At 61.6% G+C, this 17,796-nt stretch carries 15 protein-coding genes; 10 read left to right on the forward strand and 5 right to left on the reverse strand.

Annotated elements, in window-relative coordinates; genetic code table 11:
• Positions 1-123 precede the first annotated feature (123 nt).
• Positions 124-1,239, forward strand: coding sequence for a substrate-binding domain-containing protein (locus PXH66_RS14725; RefSeq protein WP_330932058.1), 1,116 nt, complete (start codon positions 124-126; stop codon positions 1,237-1,239).
• Here the strand turns inward: PXH66_RS14725 and PXH66_RS14730 are convergent.
• The 3 genes from PXH66_RS14730 to PXH66_RS14740 are packed head-to-tail and all read right to left on the reverse strand — an operon-like array spanning position 1,230 to position 5,567.
• The gene (locus PXH66_RS14730) at positions 1,230-2,366 is read right to left on the reverse strand and encodes a sulfatase-like hydrolase/transferase (protein ID WP_330929800.1); all 1,137 of its coding nucleotides are present in this window, start codon (positions 2,364-2,366) and stop codon (positions 1,230-1,232) included. The genes PXH66_RS14725 and PXH66_RS14730 overlap by 10 nt on opposite strands.
• A gap of 32 nt (positions 2,367-2,398) precedes the next feature.
• Complete coding sequence (locus PXH66_RS14735; RefSeq protein WP_330929801.1) at positions 2,399-3,823, reverse strand: hypothetical protein; 1,425 nt, start codon at positions 3,821-3,823, stop codon at positions 2,399-2,401.
• A gap of 13 nt (positions 3,824-3,836) precedes the next feature.
• Complete coding sequence (locus PXH66_RS14740) at positions 3,837-5,567, reverse strand: hypothetical protein (protein ID WP_330929802.1); 1,731 nt, start codon at positions 5,565-5,567, stop codon at positions 3,837-3,839.
• Here PXH66_RS14740 and def point away from each other — a divergent pair.
• From def to PXH66_RS14760, 4 genes are all read left to right on the forward strand, one after another.
• A complete protein-coding gene (gene def, locus PXH66_RS14745) occupies positions 5,566-6,144 on the forward strand; it encodes a peptide deformylase (protein ID WP_330929803.1) in 579 nt (192 codons plus the stop codon). The two genes, PXH66_RS14740 and def, sit on opposite strands and share 2 nt — an antisense overlap.
• Before the next feature lie 78 nt (positions 6,145-6,222).
• Entirely contained in the window at positions 6,223-7,302 is a 1,080-nt protein-coding gene (locus PXH66_RS14750; protein ID WP_330929804.1) for a Gfo/Idh/MocA family protein, read from the forward strand.
• A gap of 61 nt (positions 7,303-7,363) precedes the next feature.
• Entirely contained in the window at positions 7,364-7,927 is a 564-nt protein-coding gene (locus PXH66_RS14755) for a phosphoribosyltransferase (RefSeq protein WP_330929805.1), read from the forward strand.
• Positions 7,928-7,983: 56 nt separating this feature from the next.
• Positions 7,984-9,297, forward strand: coding sequence for a hypothetical protein (locus tag PXH66_RS14760; RefSeq protein ID WP_330929806.1), 1,314 nt, complete (start codon positions 7,984-7,986; stop codon positions 9,295-9,297).
• A gap of 19 nt (positions 9,298-9,316) precedes the next feature.
• On the opposite strand, the gene PXH66_RS14765 is transcribed toward PXH66_RS14760, so the two are convergent.
• Positions 9,317-10,759, reverse strand: coding sequence for a PhoH family protein (locus PXH66_RS14765; protein WP_330929807.1), 1,443 nt, complete (start codon positions 10,757-10,759; stop codon positions 9,317-9,319).
• 375 nt (positions 10,760-11,134) lie between these two features.
• Positions 11,135-11,446, reverse strand: coding sequence for a hypothetical protein (locus PXH66_RS14770; protein WP_330929808.1), 312 nt, complete (start codon positions 11,444-11,446; stop codon positions 11,135-11,137).
• 105 nt (positions 11,447-11,551) lie between these two features.
• On the opposite strand from PXH66_RS14770, the gene PXH66_RS14775 reads away from it, so the two are divergent.
• From PXH66_RS14775 to recQ, 5 genes are all read left to right on the forward strand, one after another.
• Positions 11,552-12,373 carry a hypothetical protein gene (locus PXH66_RS14775; protein WP_330929809.1) on the forward strand — a complete coding sequence of 274 codons (822 nt, stop codon included), beginning with the start codon at positions 11,552-11,554 and terminating at the stop codon, positions 12,371-12,373.
• Positions 12,374-12,481: 108 nt separating this feature from the next.
• Positions 12,482-14,113 (forward strand): peptide ABC transporter substrate-binding protein, encoded by a 1,632-nt coding sequence (locus PXH66_RS14780; RefSeq protein WP_330929810.1) that lies wholly within the window; start codon positions 12,482-12,484, stop codon positions 14,111-14,113.
• 121 nt (positions 14,114-14,234) lie between these two features.
• Positions 14,235-14,381, forward strand: a complete 147-nt coding sequence (locus PXH66_RS14785) for a hypothetical protein (protein ID WP_330929811.1) — start codon at positions 14,235-14,237, stop codon at positions 14,379-14,381.
• A gap of 94 nt (positions 14,382-14,475) precedes the next feature.
• Positions 14,476-15,603 carry a DNA glycosylase AlkZ-like family protein gene (locus PXH66_RS14790; RefSeq protein ID WP_330929812.1) on the forward strand — a complete coding sequence of 376 codons (1,128 nt, stop codon included), beginning with the start codon at positions 14,476-14,478 and terminating at the stop codon, positions 15,601-15,603.
• Between the two features lie 344 nt (positions 15,604-15,947).
• On the forward strand, positions 15,948-17,786 hold the full coding sequence (gene recQ / locus PXH66_RS14795; RefSeq protein ID WP_330929813.1) for a DNA helicase RecQ: 1,839 nt from the start codon (positions 15,948-15,950) through the stop codon (positions 17,784-17,786).
• The last annotated feature ends 10 nt before the right edge of the window (positions 17,787-17,796 follow it).

The following is a 17,796-nucleotide window of genomic DNA, read 5'->3' on the forward strand; positions in this document are numbered from 1 at the left end:
TTTGTCCGACACCTGATGGGAAAAACCACTGCGGTCCGGAGTCACTTTGGTTAACATTTATCTTTCCCCGCTGTCTGTTAAGCATAGCGTTTGACTCCCTGTTACCCCTTGGTCCCTTCCGACATGCGCCGACACGCCCAAAGCCCCTCCCTTGGAATGATCGCCGACGAAGCCGGCGTCTCTCGCGCCGCCGTTTCCATGGCTCTGCGCAACCACCCGCGCATCCCCGAATCCACCCGTCTGCGGATTCAAAAGATTGCCCGCAAGCTCGGCTGGAAACCCAATCCCCTGCTCGCCGAGGCCATGAGTGCGATCCGGGCCGGGCAACCCAGTGCGGATCGTGTGACGTTGGCCTGGATCTCCACCGATGACACCCGCGATGGTTGGCGCCACAGTCATTTCAATCTGCGCTGTTTTGCCGGTGCCCAGCAGCGCGCCGAAAACGCCGGCTACCGCCTCGACCAATTCTGGCTGGGCGACGCCGATGGCAATGCCACCCGCCTCAGCGAGATTCTCTACACCCGCGGCATCGCCGGCATCATCGTGGGACCATTCCACGACCGGGGTCGCATCGCCATGCAATGGGACCGCTTCGCCGCCGCGACCTTCGCGCATACCTTGTTGTCGCCGCAACTGCACCGCGCCACCGACAACCAATTTGCCAGCGCCCGCGTATCCGTCGCTCGACTACACGCGGTGGGTTGCCGCCGGATCGGTCTCGCCCTGGCCGCTCGTCTCGACCACCGCGTCGCCGATCAATGGACCGCCGGTTACCTGTTGGAAACCTTCGAGGAGGGACTCGCCCACCCCAAGCTCCTCCATCGGCCGCCCGATCTGGACGAAGCCGAGTTTATCCGCTGGTTCAAACGGGCCAAGCCCGACGCCATTGTGGGCACCGACAAAAGGATCATCGAATGGCTCGCCACCGCGGGAATCCGGGTGCCCGACGACGTCGCCTTCGCCGGGCTTGATCTCGCCGACGACAGCGGCGAGGTCGCGGGAATCTTTCAGGATGCCAGTGCCATCGGCGCATCCGTCATCGATCTCGTCGCGGGTCAATTGCTGCGACATGAACGCGGCCTGCCCGAGGTGCCCCGCACGGTGGTGATCGACGGTCGCTGGGTCGATGGCGCCACCCTGCCCGCGACAAAACCGGATCCCGAATGGGTCGAGAAATCCGCCATGTTGCTGGCGACCGGCGGCACCGCTGCGGCGAACCTCCCCGCGCTCTACGATTGAGCGACCAGATTGGTCGTTTCTCCGGGATCCGCCGCCAGGTCAAACTCCAGCCACGCCCGGCCGTCGCCCGTGGTGACGACTTTGCGATCGGCGGAGCGCCATCCTGACCATATCCGATCGCATTGATCCGGCAGGTTTACGACCGAAGGCATGGAAATGGGAGCCCGGTTCCGATCGCACCGCCAGACCTGACCATTGCTCCAAGCTCGCGTCATGGCCGGAAGATCGAGGAGCGAAATCGGTTCGTTACTTGGTCCCCGCTCGACCCCGCGCACGATCAACGGCACCCGCACACTTTCTTCATGGGGCCAACCTTTGCGAAATCGTCCGTGCGCCCCATGCATGTCCCCGTGCACGGACGTCACCACAATTACGGTGTCATTTGCCAACCCCGCCACCAGTCGGCCGATCGCACGATCAGTTGCCTCAATGTGCGCATAGTATCCCGCCAACTCACTCCTCGCGCGCGCTGAGGCCGGCGCCGGCACATTGTCCGCCAACGTCACCTGTTCATACGGCGCGATGTCGTCCGCTGGCGCCGCGTAAGGCGGATGAGGCGCCTCCATGCTGACCACGGCAAACCACGGCGACGAAGCTCCCGCCAACCAATCGGCGGCTCTCTCGGCCAGCACATTACTTTGGTAGCCCGAGACCCGAATCGGGTCCGGCAATCTCGTGCCGTGCAACCAGGGGTCATTGAGCAAAAATCCACTTTCGAATCCCTCCCAAAAGGCGAACCCGCCACGGGACGCGTCCGGCACCCTGATCTTGGCGTGCGCCTCGCCCACCAACGGCGCATTCGGATCACGCGCCCCGAGATGCCATTTGCCAAACCACGCCGTGTGGTAGCCACGCTCATTCAGATCGTGCGCGATCGTGCGCGTGCCGTCGGGCAACGGATCGAAGTAGTCGCGCACGCCATTTTCCGGCGAAGGCACTCCGGTCAACAAAGCTGCCCGGGCGAAGGGACCGAACGGATGCGGCGTGGTGGCTTGCCGATAATCACAGCCTGTCGCCGCCAGTCGATCGAGCGTCGGCGTGCGGGCGTTGACATCACCCCCGCCGCCCCACGCCTGCCCGCGCCATTGGGTGGTGACGACCCACAAAATGTTGGGCGGTTTTGCCATGGTCCCGGAACGATCGCCCTGCGTTCTTCGCCCTAGCGCGGCCCCCGCATACCCTGACGCGGATTGGCCGCGCGCTCGCGCACGGCATTGAGCATGCCCTCGACGTTTTGACCGGTGACATTACCGGTCTGAATCGTGGCGGAAGGGGTGAACGTATCGATCATCACACACAGTTCCGAGTTCACCATGATACCCAACAGCTCTCCGGTTTTGGACAGCACGAGATCACCGCGACTGGCCGTAAAGTCACCGACCAGACGCCGCACCAATCGCGAGTCCATGCTCACATAACCGGGTAGATCCGCGGCCAGCTTGAACGGCACTTCGCCGTAGCCTTCGCCGCCGTGGTTGATCAAAACCGCCTCGGGAAAGCGAAACGGATCCGAGGCGAGTTTGTAAACTTTCACCCCGAGGGCTTTGGCTTGGGAAGCCTCAATCGGAATGGCCACCACCCGGGGATCGCGACCGAGAAAAATGAGCTTCGTGGCCGCCGCCCGCACGCTGTCCTTGCGCAACATCGCACGTAATTCGCGCCACTCCGAAGAAGGTTCCGCCAACTTGAACACGGTGTCTTCGATGTGCATGACCGCGTAAGTCTGCTGACCGTCGGTCACCAGAATCGTGCGCGCCTCGGCCTGGCGGGTCAGATCCGCCCCGAACAAACCGGCTTTGATCGCGGTGAAACTGGCCGGCACGCGATTGATCAGAAACTCGCTGAACAACGTATTCGCATTGATGGGACGGTTCTCGCGAATTTCCGCCGTGATTTCGGCCGACTTTTCCGCCAACTGCCCCACGCCCTCGGCGAGCTGCACCGTGGTCTCCTGCACCTTGATCCGCTCTTCCCGTTCAACCTCCGCCTGGGCCCGGTAGGTCGCGGCGGTTTCGCGCAACAGCGTTTTCTCCTGCTCCGCCACGCGCACCGCGACGTTCAGGTTCTGGATCTCGGCTTGAGCGGTGGCTTTTTCCGCGGCCAGGCGCGCGACTTCCTCCGCTTGTTTCGCGGCGGCGGCTTCCCGCGCTTCGAGGTCGCGCTGGAGTTGCTCCACGCGGGCCCGCGACGCGGCGGCGTCATTGCTGGCACTCGTCACTTGGTCGCGTAATTGGGACGCGGCCTGCTGGGTTTGCACAAGCGTGGACGAGAGGTTCCGTTTCTCGGCGTCGAGTTGTGCGACCGAAGTCTGCAACTGATCGATCGAAGATTCGCGTTCCGCCAGCGCGGCGGCCTTGGCCTCGAGTTCGGCGGCGAGCGCCGCCTGTTCGGCCTGCTGATCTTCGAACGAAAGTTTCATCAATTCGACGATATCGTCGGCCGCCGTCGTCGCGCTTTCGTCGGTCTCGGACGGCGCGGCCGTGGCCTCGTTCGGACGTTCCGGCTCCGCCGTCTCCCACCGCGTGAGCGCGAGGAGGGTAAGCAACAAGAAGTCGCAGAGAATTAAAAGCAGCGTGCGATTCATACGCGCGGGTCGATCAACGAGTCGACGGTTGCATGGCCGCCAGGGCTTCCTGCCCTTCGAGGATCAGTTTGCATTTGTAGGGCCGCACGTGGCGGATCTTCACCAGCGCCACACAGGTGATGCCAAACAAGTTGGAGGAGTAAGCGGCGAGCAGATTGGGATCGATCAGGCCGAGCACTTGAAACACGAGGGCCGTCGCCGTGCCGCCGATACCGACGTAGAGGCCGCCGTCGAAGAGGTTCTCCTCATTTTCCATCAGCTTGAGTTTTACCAGCGGCGACACGTCCCGACGGTTCACTTCGCCGATTTTCATCAAACAAATAAGATACATCGCGATTTGGAGCGCGGCGAAGAATCCAATGGTGAGCAGGGTGGAGGAATCCATGGCGGAGGTGGGTTTGGTAAGTTCTACGGAAGCGCCGTCGGTGATGTTGGCCAGCACCGGTATGGCTAGGGAAAATTGAAACTCGGACGGCGGCGCCGCTTTGAGCAGAAACGGCTCGGTCGCGACGACGATGAGCGCCGCACTGAGAATCGCGAGCGCGCCGCTCGAGAGGTGAGGCAATGCGCCCCCGGCGGTGCGCGCCGCAAACAAACGATCAACGCCGCGAAAGACCAAAAACGCCCCGAGCAACATACCCAGATATTTGGCGCCGAGCAGCACGTGGGGATGGAGCAACCCAAACGCGGCCACCGCACCAAGGGTCGGGCCGGCCTCGCGACTTACCGGCACGTTGCGTGTGAGCAGTTGCTGCACCGCACCCCGTCCGTAGCCGAGCGCCAGTTGCAGATCCTCGAGTCCCTGTCGGCCGTATCGAATCAGGTAGGTCGCCACGGCATCGGCCGAATCCGAGGCGACGGCCGCGGCATAGATGATGGCAAGATCGTCCGGGGCGAGGCGGCTGAGATGGGCGTATTCTCCGACCGTCTTGGTGCTTTCCACCAAGCGGGAAAACTCCGTGAACTGAATCCAATCGAGCCGTTTGCCGAGCGAGAGCAAATCGAGCAAGAACGGCTCGATCACCGTAAGGTCATTGGCGGCGACCGCCGTTTCCGCCAACTCACGCATCTCGCGCTGCAACGGGTCCGACAGGTGTTCCCCCTGGTAAAGCAATGCCGCCAGCAAAATCGTGGCGTCGAGGGCTTGTCCGCCCGGTCGCATGGCCGGAACGAACTGCTGCGTGCGATCGATTTGACGCAGGGCCAACAGCGCGCGCACCCCGGCCGAGCGGGTGTTGCCCAAAAACGACGCGAGCGAGGTGCGGGCTTCCCGGGTGACGAAAAAAGCCAGCACCGGCGTTGATTCCGTCCGACCGGTGTTTTCTGCGCGGTCAAAGAGCGGTTCGAGAAACGGATCCCACCCGCCCCACGGCACCAATGCGGGCTGACGTTCGGTTTCGCGCTGCAACGCCGCCGCGAGTTCCGGGGCACGCTGATCGCCCACCGCTTCGGCGGCTCGCCACAACAGCGAAGCGGGACCCAGTTTTTCGCGCGCCAATAAATCTTCGCCAATCGCGGCGACCGTGGGTGTGCGCCGACCCGCTTCCGCCAGCAAGGCCGTGGGCAACGCCAACAAATTGACCGGCAACATCCACGCCCCAAACGCCAGACCCACGCCTCCCAACACCATGGCAGCCGCCATGATCAAACTGGAACGGTGGGATGGAACCTTGGTCATGTGGAGCGGACTATCGAGTTGCGGGAGCCGGGACGCAAACTCACCTTTGCCGACAAACAGACCCATGGTTCTTAAGATAGTTCACTACAACGATTCCGTCCTCCGCACCAAAGGCGCCCCCGTCACCACGTTTGACAGCGCCCTGGCCACCCTGGCCCGTGACATGGTAGATACCATGCATGATGCCGCCGGCATCGGTCTCGCCGCCCAGCAAATCGGCATCGCCTCCCAATTCTGCGTCGTCGACCTCTCGGCCGCCCAACGCGATTTCCAATGGGAGCTCGACGGCGCGGCCCCGCCGCTGGAACTGATCATGCCCATGGTCATTGCCAACCCGAAGATCGAGGAACTCGAAGGCGATGACACCATCTACGAGGAGGGCTGCTTGTCCTTTCCCGGCATCAACGGCGACGTGGTGCGCCCCGATGCCGTGCGCGTCGAGTATCAGGACGAACACGGCACCCCCCACGTGCTGCTGTGCGACGGATTGCTCTCGCGGTGCATCCAACACGAAGCCGATCACCTCAACGGCACGCTGTTCATCGACCGCATGTCCAAAAAAGTGCGCGCTTCCATCGACAAGGACATCAAGGAACTTGCCAAACAGACGCGCGATTCCGCCACACCCCAGTCAGGTTCCTGATCCCGGCCTCTTGCCCTTCCCCATTTTGTAACGCAAAACGTTACGCCCCCACCCCCACTTCTCCTACCCCTTGCATTTATGAGCTCCGCCGACGGCATGAATTACGCCCCGAAAGGCAAACCCTCCCCCGTCGTCAAGCCGGGTGAGTTTGTCTTCGCCACCGCCCATCTCGACCACGGTCACATTTATGGACAGACCAACGGTCTGCTCGAGGCGGGAGCCGAACTCAAATGGGTTTATGATCCCGACCCGGCCAAGGTCGACGCCTACCGCGAACAGTATCCGCAGGCTCAAGTCGCCCGCTCCATCGATGAGATTCTCGACGACCCGGGCGTTCATCTGGTGTCCGCCGCCGCGATCCCCAACCGGCGCGGTCCGCTCGGATGTCGCGTCATGGAGGCAGGCAAGGACTACTTCACCGACAAGACGCCGTTCACCACCTTCGAACACCTGGCCCAGGCCAAAACCGTCGTGGCCGAAACCGGGCGCAAATACACTGTCTATTTCAGCGAACGTCTCCACGTCGAAAGCGCCATGTATGCGACCGACCTCATTGCCGGCGGGGCCATCGGACGCGTGTTGCAGGTGCTCGGCCTGGGGCCGCATCGGCTGAGCAAACCGTCCCGTCCCGACTGGTTCTTCGATCACGAGCAATACGGCGGGATTCTGTGCGATATCGGCAGCCACCAGTTCGAGCAATTCCTCACGTTTTCCGGCGCGACCGACGCCGAGGTCGTGCACGCGGCCGTGGCCAACTACAACAACCCCGACACCCCGGAACTTGAGGACTTCGGCGAGGCCAACCTCGTCGGCAACAACGGCGCGACCAACTACGTGCGCCTCGATTGGTTCACGCCCGACGGTCTGCGCACGTGGGGCGACGGCCGCATGATCATCATGGGCACCGACGGCTACATCGAGTTGCGCAAATACCTCGACGTCGGCCGACCCGACAGCGGCTCCGACCACGTTTTTCTCGTCGACCAAAAGGGCGAACACCACATTCCCGTCGCCGGCAAAGTCGGTTTCCGCTTCTTCGGCGAGCTCATTCTCGATTGTCTCAACCGCACCGAAAAGGCGATGTCCCAGCAACACATCTTCAAAGCGGCCGAACTCGCGCTCACCGCCCAGGCCAAAGCCATGCGTATCGCCGGCTGACGCGCCGCCGAAATGCTCAGGGTTTTTGCGGCGGTGGCATCGTCGCTGCTTCGACCTTGGCATGAATTTGCCTGATCATTTGGAGTTGGTCCATGACAGCGCGGCCATCGACGAAGCGCTGGACCGGCTCGCGGCGGAAATGGATCAATGGGCCGCCGGGGCCGAGGCTCGCACCGGTAAAATGCTGCTCGCCCTCTGCGTGTTGCGCGGCGGCGTGTTCTTTTTCTCCGAACTCCTGTTGCGCATGAAGATCTCGGTGGAGCCGGCGTTCTGCCGCGCCTTCGCCTATGCAAAAACTGAAAACGGGGCCCCGCTCGACAAGATGTTTGTAGACTGGCAGGGCCTCGATCCCGTCGGCCGCGAGGTCATGTTGGTGGACAACATCTGCGACAGCGGCCGCACGTTGCTGCACGTGGATGGCTGGCTGCGCATGCAAGGGGTGCGCCGCGTGCGCTCCGTCACCATGATGCATCGTCTGCGCGACGACGCCGTGACCGAGCCCGAAATCACCGGCTTCACCTACCCGGGCGACGAATGGCTGGTGGGCTACGGCATGCGCGACGCCGCCGCCAAAAGCATGAACACCCGCTGGATCGCGAAGATGAAGCCGGAGGCATCCGCCTGACCGAAACGAATGTAGTTTTGTGATAGATTTGAAATTAAACCGACGTTTTTCAAATCATGCCTATCTCTCGTCGGACCTCCCGTTTCCCGACCAGTCGGATCGTAAAGGGTCTGCTATATACCACCTTCGTGGTGCAGGTCGGTTGTTCCATACAGGCGCCAGTCACCACCGAACTTCCTCCAGAATCGTCCACCGGATCAGATCTCATTGCCGATGCCAGCACGCCCGCCCAACTTATGGGGCCGGAAACGTTGCCGCCGATCCAACTCGTTCCGCCCTCAGAACCACTTCAAGCGCAACTCAAGGTAACCGGAAAAATTGAAGCAGAGCTGAGTCCGCCCGCCGAGGCCCTCCAAGCCGAACTGTCCCTGCCCACGGAACCGATGGAGTTCCGATGGTCACCGCCGACGGAGCCCATGTTTTTGGAGATAGATTTCCCGGATCAAATGCCCGGGCTACCGCTGAAGCTGCCGGACGGGCCGCTGAGCCTGAAACTCGATGCCGACTCCCTTCGCGTCGCCTTCGAAGACCCTCCTACTTTGGCAATCGATTGGGGCGACGCGCCAAACTTGAGCCGTTTCGACATCAGCGTGGACCTCTCATGGCTCTTCACGATTGTCCCACAGTTCCTCGTGCTGATCGCAGTAGGCTGGCTGGCCGGTGGACTCCGCGCCGGCACGATGCTGGACCCCTATCTTCCCTCCGAGTGGAAACGGCAGAAATTGAAGGATCCGCAGTTGCGCCGGGACATCTACGAAAGCATTGGAGCGGCTTTGCTTACCCCGGCGGCGCTCCAATTGAGGCATGGATTTTCCATTTTAGAAACGGATTTTCCACCCCTTTCGCTGCAAACCGTGGGCCTGAGTTTTCTGGCTGCGGTCTTTGCGCCACTGACGCTGCGCATCCTGTTCAAAATATTTTACGAGCCGATCAAGAGATTTCGATTCAAAGGCAACGAAGCCAAATCTAAGCGCCCGTCCAGAGCCCCGAAACCGGGCTATCATTGGACGTTGAACAGACATTTTTCCCGCCGTCCTCGCCGAGCCCCTGACGAACGGCTGATTGCCCATATCTACGGCAGCTCCAAAATGTCCAGGGTCACGCGGCAGATCACCTCGCATGGTGATCCAGACGTGGAAATTGGTTTGCCGTTCCGGCGTGGCGATGACGACAGCCCGACCATTCTCTTTCCCTATCACTACGCCTGGACGATCGCCATCAGAACCAATTCCGATCGCACTCAGCTCTCACCGACTGAGACTGAATACTTCATCGCGACGATGGATTGCTTCAAAAAATGGCACCTTCGGCCCATGCCCGAATCCATGTCCGGAAACGGGCTGGAGAGTGATTCGAAAAGCAGCAGATGAGCGACGAATACAGCCACCCTCAAAGCAAGTCGGCGGCGAGTTCGGCGAGTTTGGAACGCTCGCCTTTGGAGAGTTTGACGTGCGCCGAGACGGCGTGGCCCTTCATGCGATTGTGGCAGTAGACGAGGCCGTTGCTGCGCGAATCGACGTAGGGATTGTCGATCTGCGCCGGGTCGCCGATCAGCACGATCTTGGAGCCTTCGGAAATGCGGGTGATCACCGTCTTCACTTCGTGCGGGGTGAGTTGCTGCGCTTCGTCGAGAATGAAGAACCGGCGGGCGATCGATCGGCCGCGAATGAAACACAGAGCCTCGATTTCAACGACGCCGTTCGTGATGAGACGCTCGTAGGGCTTCACCGGCGTGGCGATGCCGGAGGAGGATTCACTGGGCGAATCGTCGCCAAATTTGCGCACCTTTTTCTTGGCCACTTTCTTGGCGGCAAATTGCGGATCCTTCGGTGGCTTGGACGGCATCAACACCTCCAACGCATCGTAGTAGGGCTGCAACCACGGCTTCATCTTCTCCTCCAGCGAACCGGGCAAAAATCCGATGTCCTTGCCGAGGGCGATGACGGGGCGGGAAATGGATACACCGTCGAAACGCCCCATTTCATCCAACACCTGGGAAATGGCGCACACCGTGGAAATCAACGTCTTGCCCGTGCCGGCTTTGCCGAAACATGTGACGAGCGAAATCGAGTCGTCGAGCAACGCATCCATGAAGAACTGCTGCTCCAGATTGCGCGCGCGAATCGGGATGCCACCCGGTGCCTTCACAAACTCGGGGATGCGCAGACGTCGCACGTTGCCTTTGCTGATATGGCGCGCTGGCATCGTCTTGTCTTCGTCGGAACGCAGCAGGACGTATTCATTAATCTCCAATGGCGGTTGGCCGTCCATGGTCTCACCGACATCGAGGTGCCCTTCCGAGCAAAAGCGCTGCAATTCGTAAATCGTGACCGGCACTTCGCGGTAACCATCCTCGTCGTCGACCTCGGGAACCTTGTCGTTGAGATAATCCTCCGACTCCAGACCGACGGCGCGCGCCTTCAGCTGCACATTGACATCCTTGGTCACCAAAATCGTCGGAGGCGCATACTGCTCCTGCACGTAGAGCGCACAGGCGATGATCCGGTTGTCCTTCTTCTTCGGATCATGGAGCACGGCGCGAAACCGCTGCATCGCCGGCGACGAAAAATCGTTGGATTCGAAGTAGCGGTTGATGATGACCGACAGCGTGCCGCCATTGTTCAGCTTCACGCCCTCGAGCAGCGAATGGGAGTCCGGTAACAACTCCTGGAGAATGCGATGAACGCGTCGGGCATTGCGACCTCGCTCGGTCGACTGCTCCGATTTGATGGCATCAAGTTCTTCGAGCACCTCGACCGGAATGGCCAAGTTGTTGTTCTCAAACTTGAAGATCGATTGGGGGTCGTGGAGGAGGACGTTGGTGTCCAACACGAAAGTTTTTGTAACAACTTTCGCCTTCTCCGTGCGTTGAGTTTGTCGGGCCTTCGCCCTGCTCGGGTTCGCCATTGAGTGGGAATAACCTGTGAACAACTCGCCGAAGATTGTAAACGAACGAATCGAGCCATCTCGCATTTTTTACGAACGCTCGGTGCCGTATCTCCGTAACCCCATTGCGCATCGCCAGAAAGGGAAATGGGACGGACCACCTACCCCAGATGATCCGTCCCTGGTTTTCCTATTAACCCAATCCCCGCACCGAAGTGCTAAGATTGGTGAAACCTTACCCCCTACTACGACGCATCCGATTGGGACTTTAGGAGAATATGCACCTTTTTTTCTCCCGGGGGAAATCCATCGCCGGGCGAACTACCACGCGCCCGCGTCGGGTCGTTTCTTTTTGGGCCGGGGCTCCACCCACAAACGCAACCAATACTCCGCCAAATTGCGCATGCTGATCCGCCGCAAACCTTCCCGGCCGGCCAGCTCCCGAAACGGAGATGCCACCGCCGAGCGCTCTTCGTAATAACGCCACAACTCCTCCGTCAGATCCGCCGCTGCCTGGTGTTCATCGGGTTCGGAGGCAGCGGTGGCCCGCACTTTCTCCACCCAAAATCGCTGCTCCTCCGGGTGGGAACTCACATAGTCACAAAGCATCTGTTCACCACGATTGAGGCTCATAGTCCGACGACCCTTGCCCGCGGTGATCAGCCTGATCAAACGCAAATTCCCCTTCGGCGCGAAGATTGCATTTAGTCCGACCAGCGCTAGCATCCGATTTCAACCATGTGGCAAAAATTCAAGGATCAGCTCCCCGCCGTTATCGTCACCCTCCTCGTCATCGGCGTGCTCGTCTATTGGCTGCACACCCGAACCGTCAGCCAGATGGCGGCCCAACAACAGCGCGACCTCGCCACCATGCGCGCCCAGACCAGCGCGGAGATTTCCTCCGTCACCGCCGGCACCCGCAGCCAGATCGACGCGCTCAACACTTTGCTCAAAGACGCCATCAATCAGCGGTCCAGCGACATGTTCATGACCGATGAGGAGCTCGCCACCGTCAACTCGGAGCGTATCGAGGAACTCGCTACCGTCATTGCCACCAAGATGCAACCGGTCGTCGCCCCGCCCAAATCTCCCGAGGAAGCCGAACAACAGGAATCCGCCCAAATCGATCGCGTTTCCTCCCGCCTGTCGCAGCGCCTCCAACCTCTGCTGGCGCAGCTTTCCGACAACCAGGAGGAAAACCGCGAGGTCCTCGAGGGCATCTCCGCCGAAATCAGCGATCAAATCGCCATCATCCTCACGTCGGAACTCTCGAAGAACCAGATTCTCAACAACAACCTGGCCGAGTCCCAGGCGCTGGCCGCGGAATCCCTCGCCCTCTCCCACGAGTTGGCCGCGCTTTACCTCACGTCGTTTGACAACGACGGGGTGCTCACCCGGCTGCTCACCCTCCCGGCCGGCGTGCTGAAAGACGTTTCCAAGCTCAGCATCGTCAACAGCACCGAACGCCAGGAACTCGAACAGGAACTGATGGCCAAACTCGCCACCATGCAGGAACGGATCGATGCCATCCGCGCCAACATGCCCGTCGCCGACCAATAGTCCCGCCGTCCTGACCCAACCCGCGCCGCGCCTCGCACGACCGCTCCCCGTTTGACGGGGGCGGTTTTTTTGTTTCGCGCCTTTCTCCCGCTCGTTTTCCCTCTTCCCATGCGAAAGACCTCCCTTCTGTCCCTCGGCCTCATCGCGGGACTCGTCGCCCTGACTTCCGGCTGCGGCAATCGTGAAACATCCGTCGAATCCGGTAACCGCGATCAAATCCTCCACGTCGGCAATCTCTCCGAGCCGACCGACCTCGATCCGCACATCATCAACAGTCTGCAGGACTTTAACATCGTCCTCGCCCTGTTCGAGGGACTCACCCAATACGATCCCAAGGACAGCCACGCCACCCCCGGCGTCGCCACCCACTGGGAAGCCTCGGATGACGTTAAAACCTGGGTCTTTCATCTGCGTCCCGATGCGAAATGGTCCAACGGCGATCCCGTCACCGCGTTTGATTTTGTCTACGCCTACCGGCGCATGCTCTCGCCCGGACTCGCTTCCGAATATGCCTACATGCTCTTCTGCCTCGAGGGCTCCGAAGCCTTCGTGTCCGGCAAATCAACCGACTTTTCCACGGTCGGCGCCAAGGCGCTCGACGCCCACACCCTGGAGCTGAAACTCAGTTACCCGGTGCCCTATCTCGCGGATCTTGTCGCCCATGCTTCCTGGTATCCCGTGCACCAGGCGACCATCGAAACCTACGGCGCCATGGACCAGCGCGGCTCACGTTGGACCCGCCCCGGCAATCTCGTCGGTAACGGCCCGTTCACCCTCACCGAGTGGAAGCCCAACCAAGTCATCCGCGTCACCAAGTCCGCTACCTACTGGGATGCCGCCGTCGTGCGCCTCAACGAGATTCGGTTCTACCCCATCGAAAGCACGGCCAGCGAGGAAGCCGCCTTCCGTTCCGGTCAGCTGCACGTCACCACCGGCATTCCCATCGACAAGATCGCCGTCTACAAAAACGATCCCGAGCTGAGCAAATTCCTCTCCCAGGAGACCCAGCTCGCCACCTACTTCTACCGGTTCAATACCCAGAAACCACCCCTCGACGACGTGCGTGTGCGCCGCGCCCTTTCCCTCGCCATCGACCGCGAACAGATCGTCAACAAGGTGACCCTCGGCGGTCAACTTCCCGCCCGCAACCTTACCCCGCCCCAGACCGCCGGCTACACGGCCGGTGACCTGCTCACCGGTGATGTCGCCGAGGCCCAACGCTTGCTGGCCGAAGCCGGCTTCCCCGGCGGCGAAGGCTTCCCGCGACTCGAAATTCTGTTCAATACCAACGATGGCCACCGCCGCATCGCCGAGGCCATTCAGCAAATGTGGCGCGTGAACTTGGGCGTCGATATCGGCCTCTACAATCAGGAGTCCAAGGTCCAGTCCGACTCCATGCGCAACGGCGACTACGAGATCGCCCGCTACGCCTGGATTGGCGACTACCTCGACGCCTCGACCTTCCTTGAGCTCATGCTCTCCGACAGCGGCAACAACCAAACCGGTTGGGCCAACGCCGACTACGATCGACTCGTCAACGAAGCCCGCTACGTGCTCGACCCGGCGCAACGTTTCACGCTCTACCGCGAAGCCGAACGCATCCTCATGGCCGAGTCCCCGATCGCGCCGATTTACTTTTACGTAAACTCCTCACTGCAAGTGCCCGAGCTCAAGGGTTGGTATGGCAATTTGATCGACATCCACCCCTACAAGCACGTCCACCTCGAAGCGGCGCCGTAGGCTGAACTCCGGCGCGCCACGCCGCGAAGGGCCTTAACCGGTCGGTGAGATTTGGTAATAATCGAGCGACCGAGAAGATCGGGCGCAACTTTTGCTCCGAACTGGTGTAGTTACTTACATCATGACTCTCCCGCCCGCTTCCACTTACCGCACCCGCGCCGTCCTTTGGCTGCGCACGCACGTGCTCTTTGCGTGGCTCGACGATCTCAATGCGGACTACCGCGATTGGAAACCCGAGCCCCCCGTCTACGAACGGCTGATCCGCTAATTTAATCGGCCCTGACTATCTGCACCGCCGTGTCCCGCAAGGGCCCGGCGGTTTTTTGTTTTCGCGCTCGCCTCCCCGCCAAATGGTTCGACCCGTGCCCCTACCCCCTCCGCTCACGATCGACCCCGCGACCGCCCGCCGCTTCGCCCTGCGGGCCACCGGATTGATCCAGCCCCACGCTTCCCTCGCCTCCGCGCTCGAACATCAGGGCTTCATTCAGATTGATCCCATTAATGTCTGCGGTCGCATGCATGAGCACATCGCTCGCGTGCGCGTCTCCGGCTACGAGGAAGGCCATCTTCACCAGCACCTGCATGGGGTGCCGGACGACGCTCCCCTCGACACCACCACTCGGCCGGCGGCGGAACGCACCGCGTTCGAACATTTCCATCCCGGCCGCTGGGTCCTGGCCGCGTTTGGCGTCGAAGCCTGGCCTTACTTGCACGCGGTCATGGCCCAGCGCGCCCGCACGCCCGGTCAATGGATGGGTCAGCTCACCGCCCCCGAACGCACGCTGGCCCGCCGCATCCTCGCCGAGATCGGCGCCCGCGGCGCCCTCGCGTCCGAACACATCGACCACGACGAACGGTCTCACAACGGATGGAATACCTCCCGCACCGTAAAGGTGGTCATGGACAAGCTCTTCGGCCAGGGCCGACTCCTCATCGCCCGCCGTCAAAATGGTCGCCGCGTCTACGACCTGCCCGAACGCGTGTTGCCCGCCCCGGTTTTGAGCCAACGCAAACCCACGGCCAAGGCGATCGACCGTTGGACCGCTCACCTCAAACTGCGCCAACACCGCCTGGTGACCCTCAAACGCACCGAACTCCCGCTCGTGTCCGATCTGGTGCAACCGGTGAGCGTCGCAGGATGCCCCTCCCTCTACTGCTTGCGTAGCGACATCCCCCTGCTGGAGACCGCTGCCGAACCGCCGGTCGAGCCCCGCTTGCTGGCCCCGCTCGATCCACTCATTCTCGACCGCACCATCGCCCAAAAGTTGTGGGGATTCGACTACACGTGGGAAGTCTATACGCCGGCCGCCAAACGGAAACGCGGCTACTACGCCCTGCCGCTACTCGCCGGTGATCGCCTCATCGGCGACATCGACCTCAAGGCGGATCGCGTCGCCGGTCGCCTCCGCGTCGTCTCCCGCCGCTGCGCCCGCGGTCACCGCACCGCCCCCGCCGTCCGCGCCGTCGCCACCTTTCTCGGCTTGAAATAATCCGCCGCCTCCCCGCGCGGAACCACCGGCCCCCGCACCGCCGGACTCGAAAGTGTAACCATAATGGTTACACTTTCGAGCCGGGCCGACTGGTCGCCATCGGGATGTCACCTTGCTGCTGCCGTGGCGTCACACAGGTTTCAGCCGGGTGATATCGCGGTGACGGAACGGCTTTGTCATCGGCAACCGACACCCGCCCCGGAGACTATGGGTTTCCGGCGGTGCTACTTTGGTGGGCGCCAATGGGTTTAGTTGTGTTGTAATCCCCTAATGAAAGCCGTCGGGACTTCCCGGCGGCTTTTTGCTTGGTCGCTTCGGCCCGGTCCGGTTCGCTCGGATCAACTTTGCCAGAACTTCTCGACACGCTCCGCACCACCTTTGGCTACGATCATTTTCGCCCGCTCCAGCGCGAGATCATCGAAGCGCATCTCGCGTCACGTGATGTCTTCGCCCTCCTGCCCACGGGGGGCGGCAAGTCGATGTGTTTCCAACTGCCGGCTTTGGTGCGCGCCGATCGGGGACTGACCGTGGTCGTGTCGCCGCTCATTGCTTTGATGAAGGACCAGGTGGATCAGTTGCAGGCCGCCGGCGTCGCCGCGACTTATCTCAACTCGTCGCTGTCTTCCGCCGAAGCTCGTTCGCGCATGGCGGGCTTGCACCGCGGCGAGTTTCGCCTGCTCTACGTCGCGCCGGAGCGACTCATGTTGGACAATTGGCAGCAGAACCTCACCGGCTGGAATGTCGCGGCCATCGCCATCGACGAGGCACACTGCGTTTCGGAATGGGGCCATGATTTTCGGCCGGAATACCGGCAGTTGTCCGAGCTGCGGGACATCCTGCCCGAAGTGCCGTTCATGGCCCTCACCGCCACCGCCACCGAGCGCGTGCGTGAAGACATCGTCTCGCATCTGCAGTTGAAAGAGCCAGCCGTGTTTGTGGCGTCGTTCAACCGGCCCAATCTCACCTACAAGGTGCTGCCGAAGAACGGACCCGCGCGACAGATCATGGACTTCGTCAAGTCGCGGCCCGACGACAGCGGCATCGTCTACTGCGCCTCCCGTGCCGCCGCCGAACGGTGTGCCGAAGCACTGGCTGCCCGCGGTTTCGCCGCGAAGCCCTACCACGCCGGTCTGCCGGCCCACGAACGCGCCGAGAACCAGGAGGCCTTCCTGCGCGACGATGTGCGCATCATCTGCGCCACCATCGCGTTTGGCATGGGCATCAACAAACCCAATGTCCGCTGGGTGATTCACTACGACCTGCCCAAGAACATCGAAGGCTACTATCAGGAAACCGGTCGGGCCGGCCGCGATGGTTTGCCCGGGGATTGCCTGTTGCTGTTCAGCGCCGGCGACGCCGCCAAACAAACGCATTTCATCGACGAAATCACCGACGAACACGAACGCAGCGTCGCCCGTTCCCAGTTGCGGCAGATCATGCACTACGCCGAATCCGCCGGTTGTCGCCGGTCGGAACTCCTCGGCTATTTCGGCGAGTCGTTCACGATCGACGGTTGCAGCGGCTGCGACAACTGCCTCGAACCGCGTGAGACCTACGACGGCACCATCGTCGCCCAGAAATTTCTATCGTGCGTCTACCGCGTGCGTCGCGCCTCCCAATTCGGCTGCGGCGCCAACCACGTCATCGAAGTGCTCACCGGCGCCGACACCGACAAAATCCGCCGCTGGGGCCACGATCGCGTGACCACCTACGGCATCGGCACCGAACTTTCCCGCCCCCAGTGGGCGGCCGTCTTCCGTGAACTGTTGCGGCTCGGCTTTCTCATGCAAACCGAGGGCCAGTATCCCACGGTCGAGCTCACGCAGGAGGGCGTCGACATTCTGCGTGCCCGCACGCCGATCACCTTGACCAAGCCCATGATCACGCCCAAGGCCGCCCGGGTGCGCCGCAAGCGCGAGGGCGAGATTGCGTGCGACGAGATTCTCTTCGACCGGCTGCGCCAGCAACGCAAACGCCTCGCCGACGAACGCGGCGTGCCGGCTTACGTCATCTTCGGCGATGCCACTCTGCGCCAGATGGCTCGCGAGTATCCGGAAAACCCCGACGCCATGCACGATATCTTCGGCATGGGGGCGAAAAAACACGCCGAGTTCGCCGAAACCTTTGCCGGGATCATCGCTGATTATCTCCGCGAAAATTCGCGCATGACTTTCAACGACTGATCACCGCGCC

Origin of the sequence: Synoicihabitans lomoniglobus (genome assembly GCF_029023725.1) — a bacterium.
Lineage (GTDB): Bacteria > Verrucomicrobiota > Verrucomicrobiia > Opitutales > Opitutaceae > Actomonas > Actomonas lomonigloba.

Bases quoted from the DNA above. Each gene is read 5' to 3' on its own strand.
- PXH66_RS14730 (WP_330929800.1), bottom strand. From the start codon at position 2,366: ATGGCAAAACCGCCCAACATTTTGTGGGTCGTCACCACCCAATGGCGC.
- PXH66_RS14770 (WP_330929808.1), bottom strand. From the start codon at position 11,446: ATGAGCCTCAATCGTGGTGAACAGATGCTTTGTGACTATGTGAGTTCC.
- PXH66_RS14740 (WP_330929802.1), bottom strand. From the start codon at position 5,567: ATGGGTCTGTTTGTCGGCAAAGGTGAGTTTGCGTCCCGGCTCCCGCAA.
- PXH66_RS14780 (WP_330929810.1), top strand. From the start codon at position 12,482: ATGCGAAAGACCTCCCTTCTGTCCCTCGGCCTCATCGCGGGACTCGTC.
- PXH66_RS14755 (WP_330929805.1), top strand. From the start codon at position 7,364: ATGAATTTGCCTGATCATTTGGAGTTGGTCCATGACAGCGCGGCCATC.
- PXH66_RS14725 (WP_330932058.1), top strand. From the start codon at position 124: ATGCGCCGACACGCCCAAAGCCCCTCCCTTGGAATGATCGCCGACGAA.
- PXH66_RS14785 (WP_330929811.1), top strand. From the start codon at position 14,235: ATGACTCTCCCGCCCGCTTCCACTTACCGCACCCGCGCCGTCCTTTGG.
- PXH66_RS14760 (WP_330929806.1), top strand. From the start codon at position 7,984: ATGCCTATCTCTCGTCGGACCTCCCGTTTCCCGACCAGTCGGATCGTA.
- def (WP_330929803.1), top strand. From the start codon at position 5,566: ATGGTTCTTAAGATAGTTCACTACAACGATTCCGTCCTCCGCACCAAA.
- PXH66_RS14735 (WP_330929801.1), bottom strand. From the start codon at position 3,823: ATGAATCGCACGCTGCTTTTAATTCTCTGCGACTTCTTGTTGCTTACC.
- PXH66_RS14750 (WP_330929804.1), top strand. From the start codon at position 6,223: ATGAGCTCCGCCGACGGCATGAATTACGCCCCGAAAGGCAAACCCTCC.
- PXH66_RS14775 (WP_330929809.1), top strand. From the start codon at position 11,552: ATGTGGCAAAAATTCAAGGATCAGCTCCCCGCCGTTATCGTCACCCTC.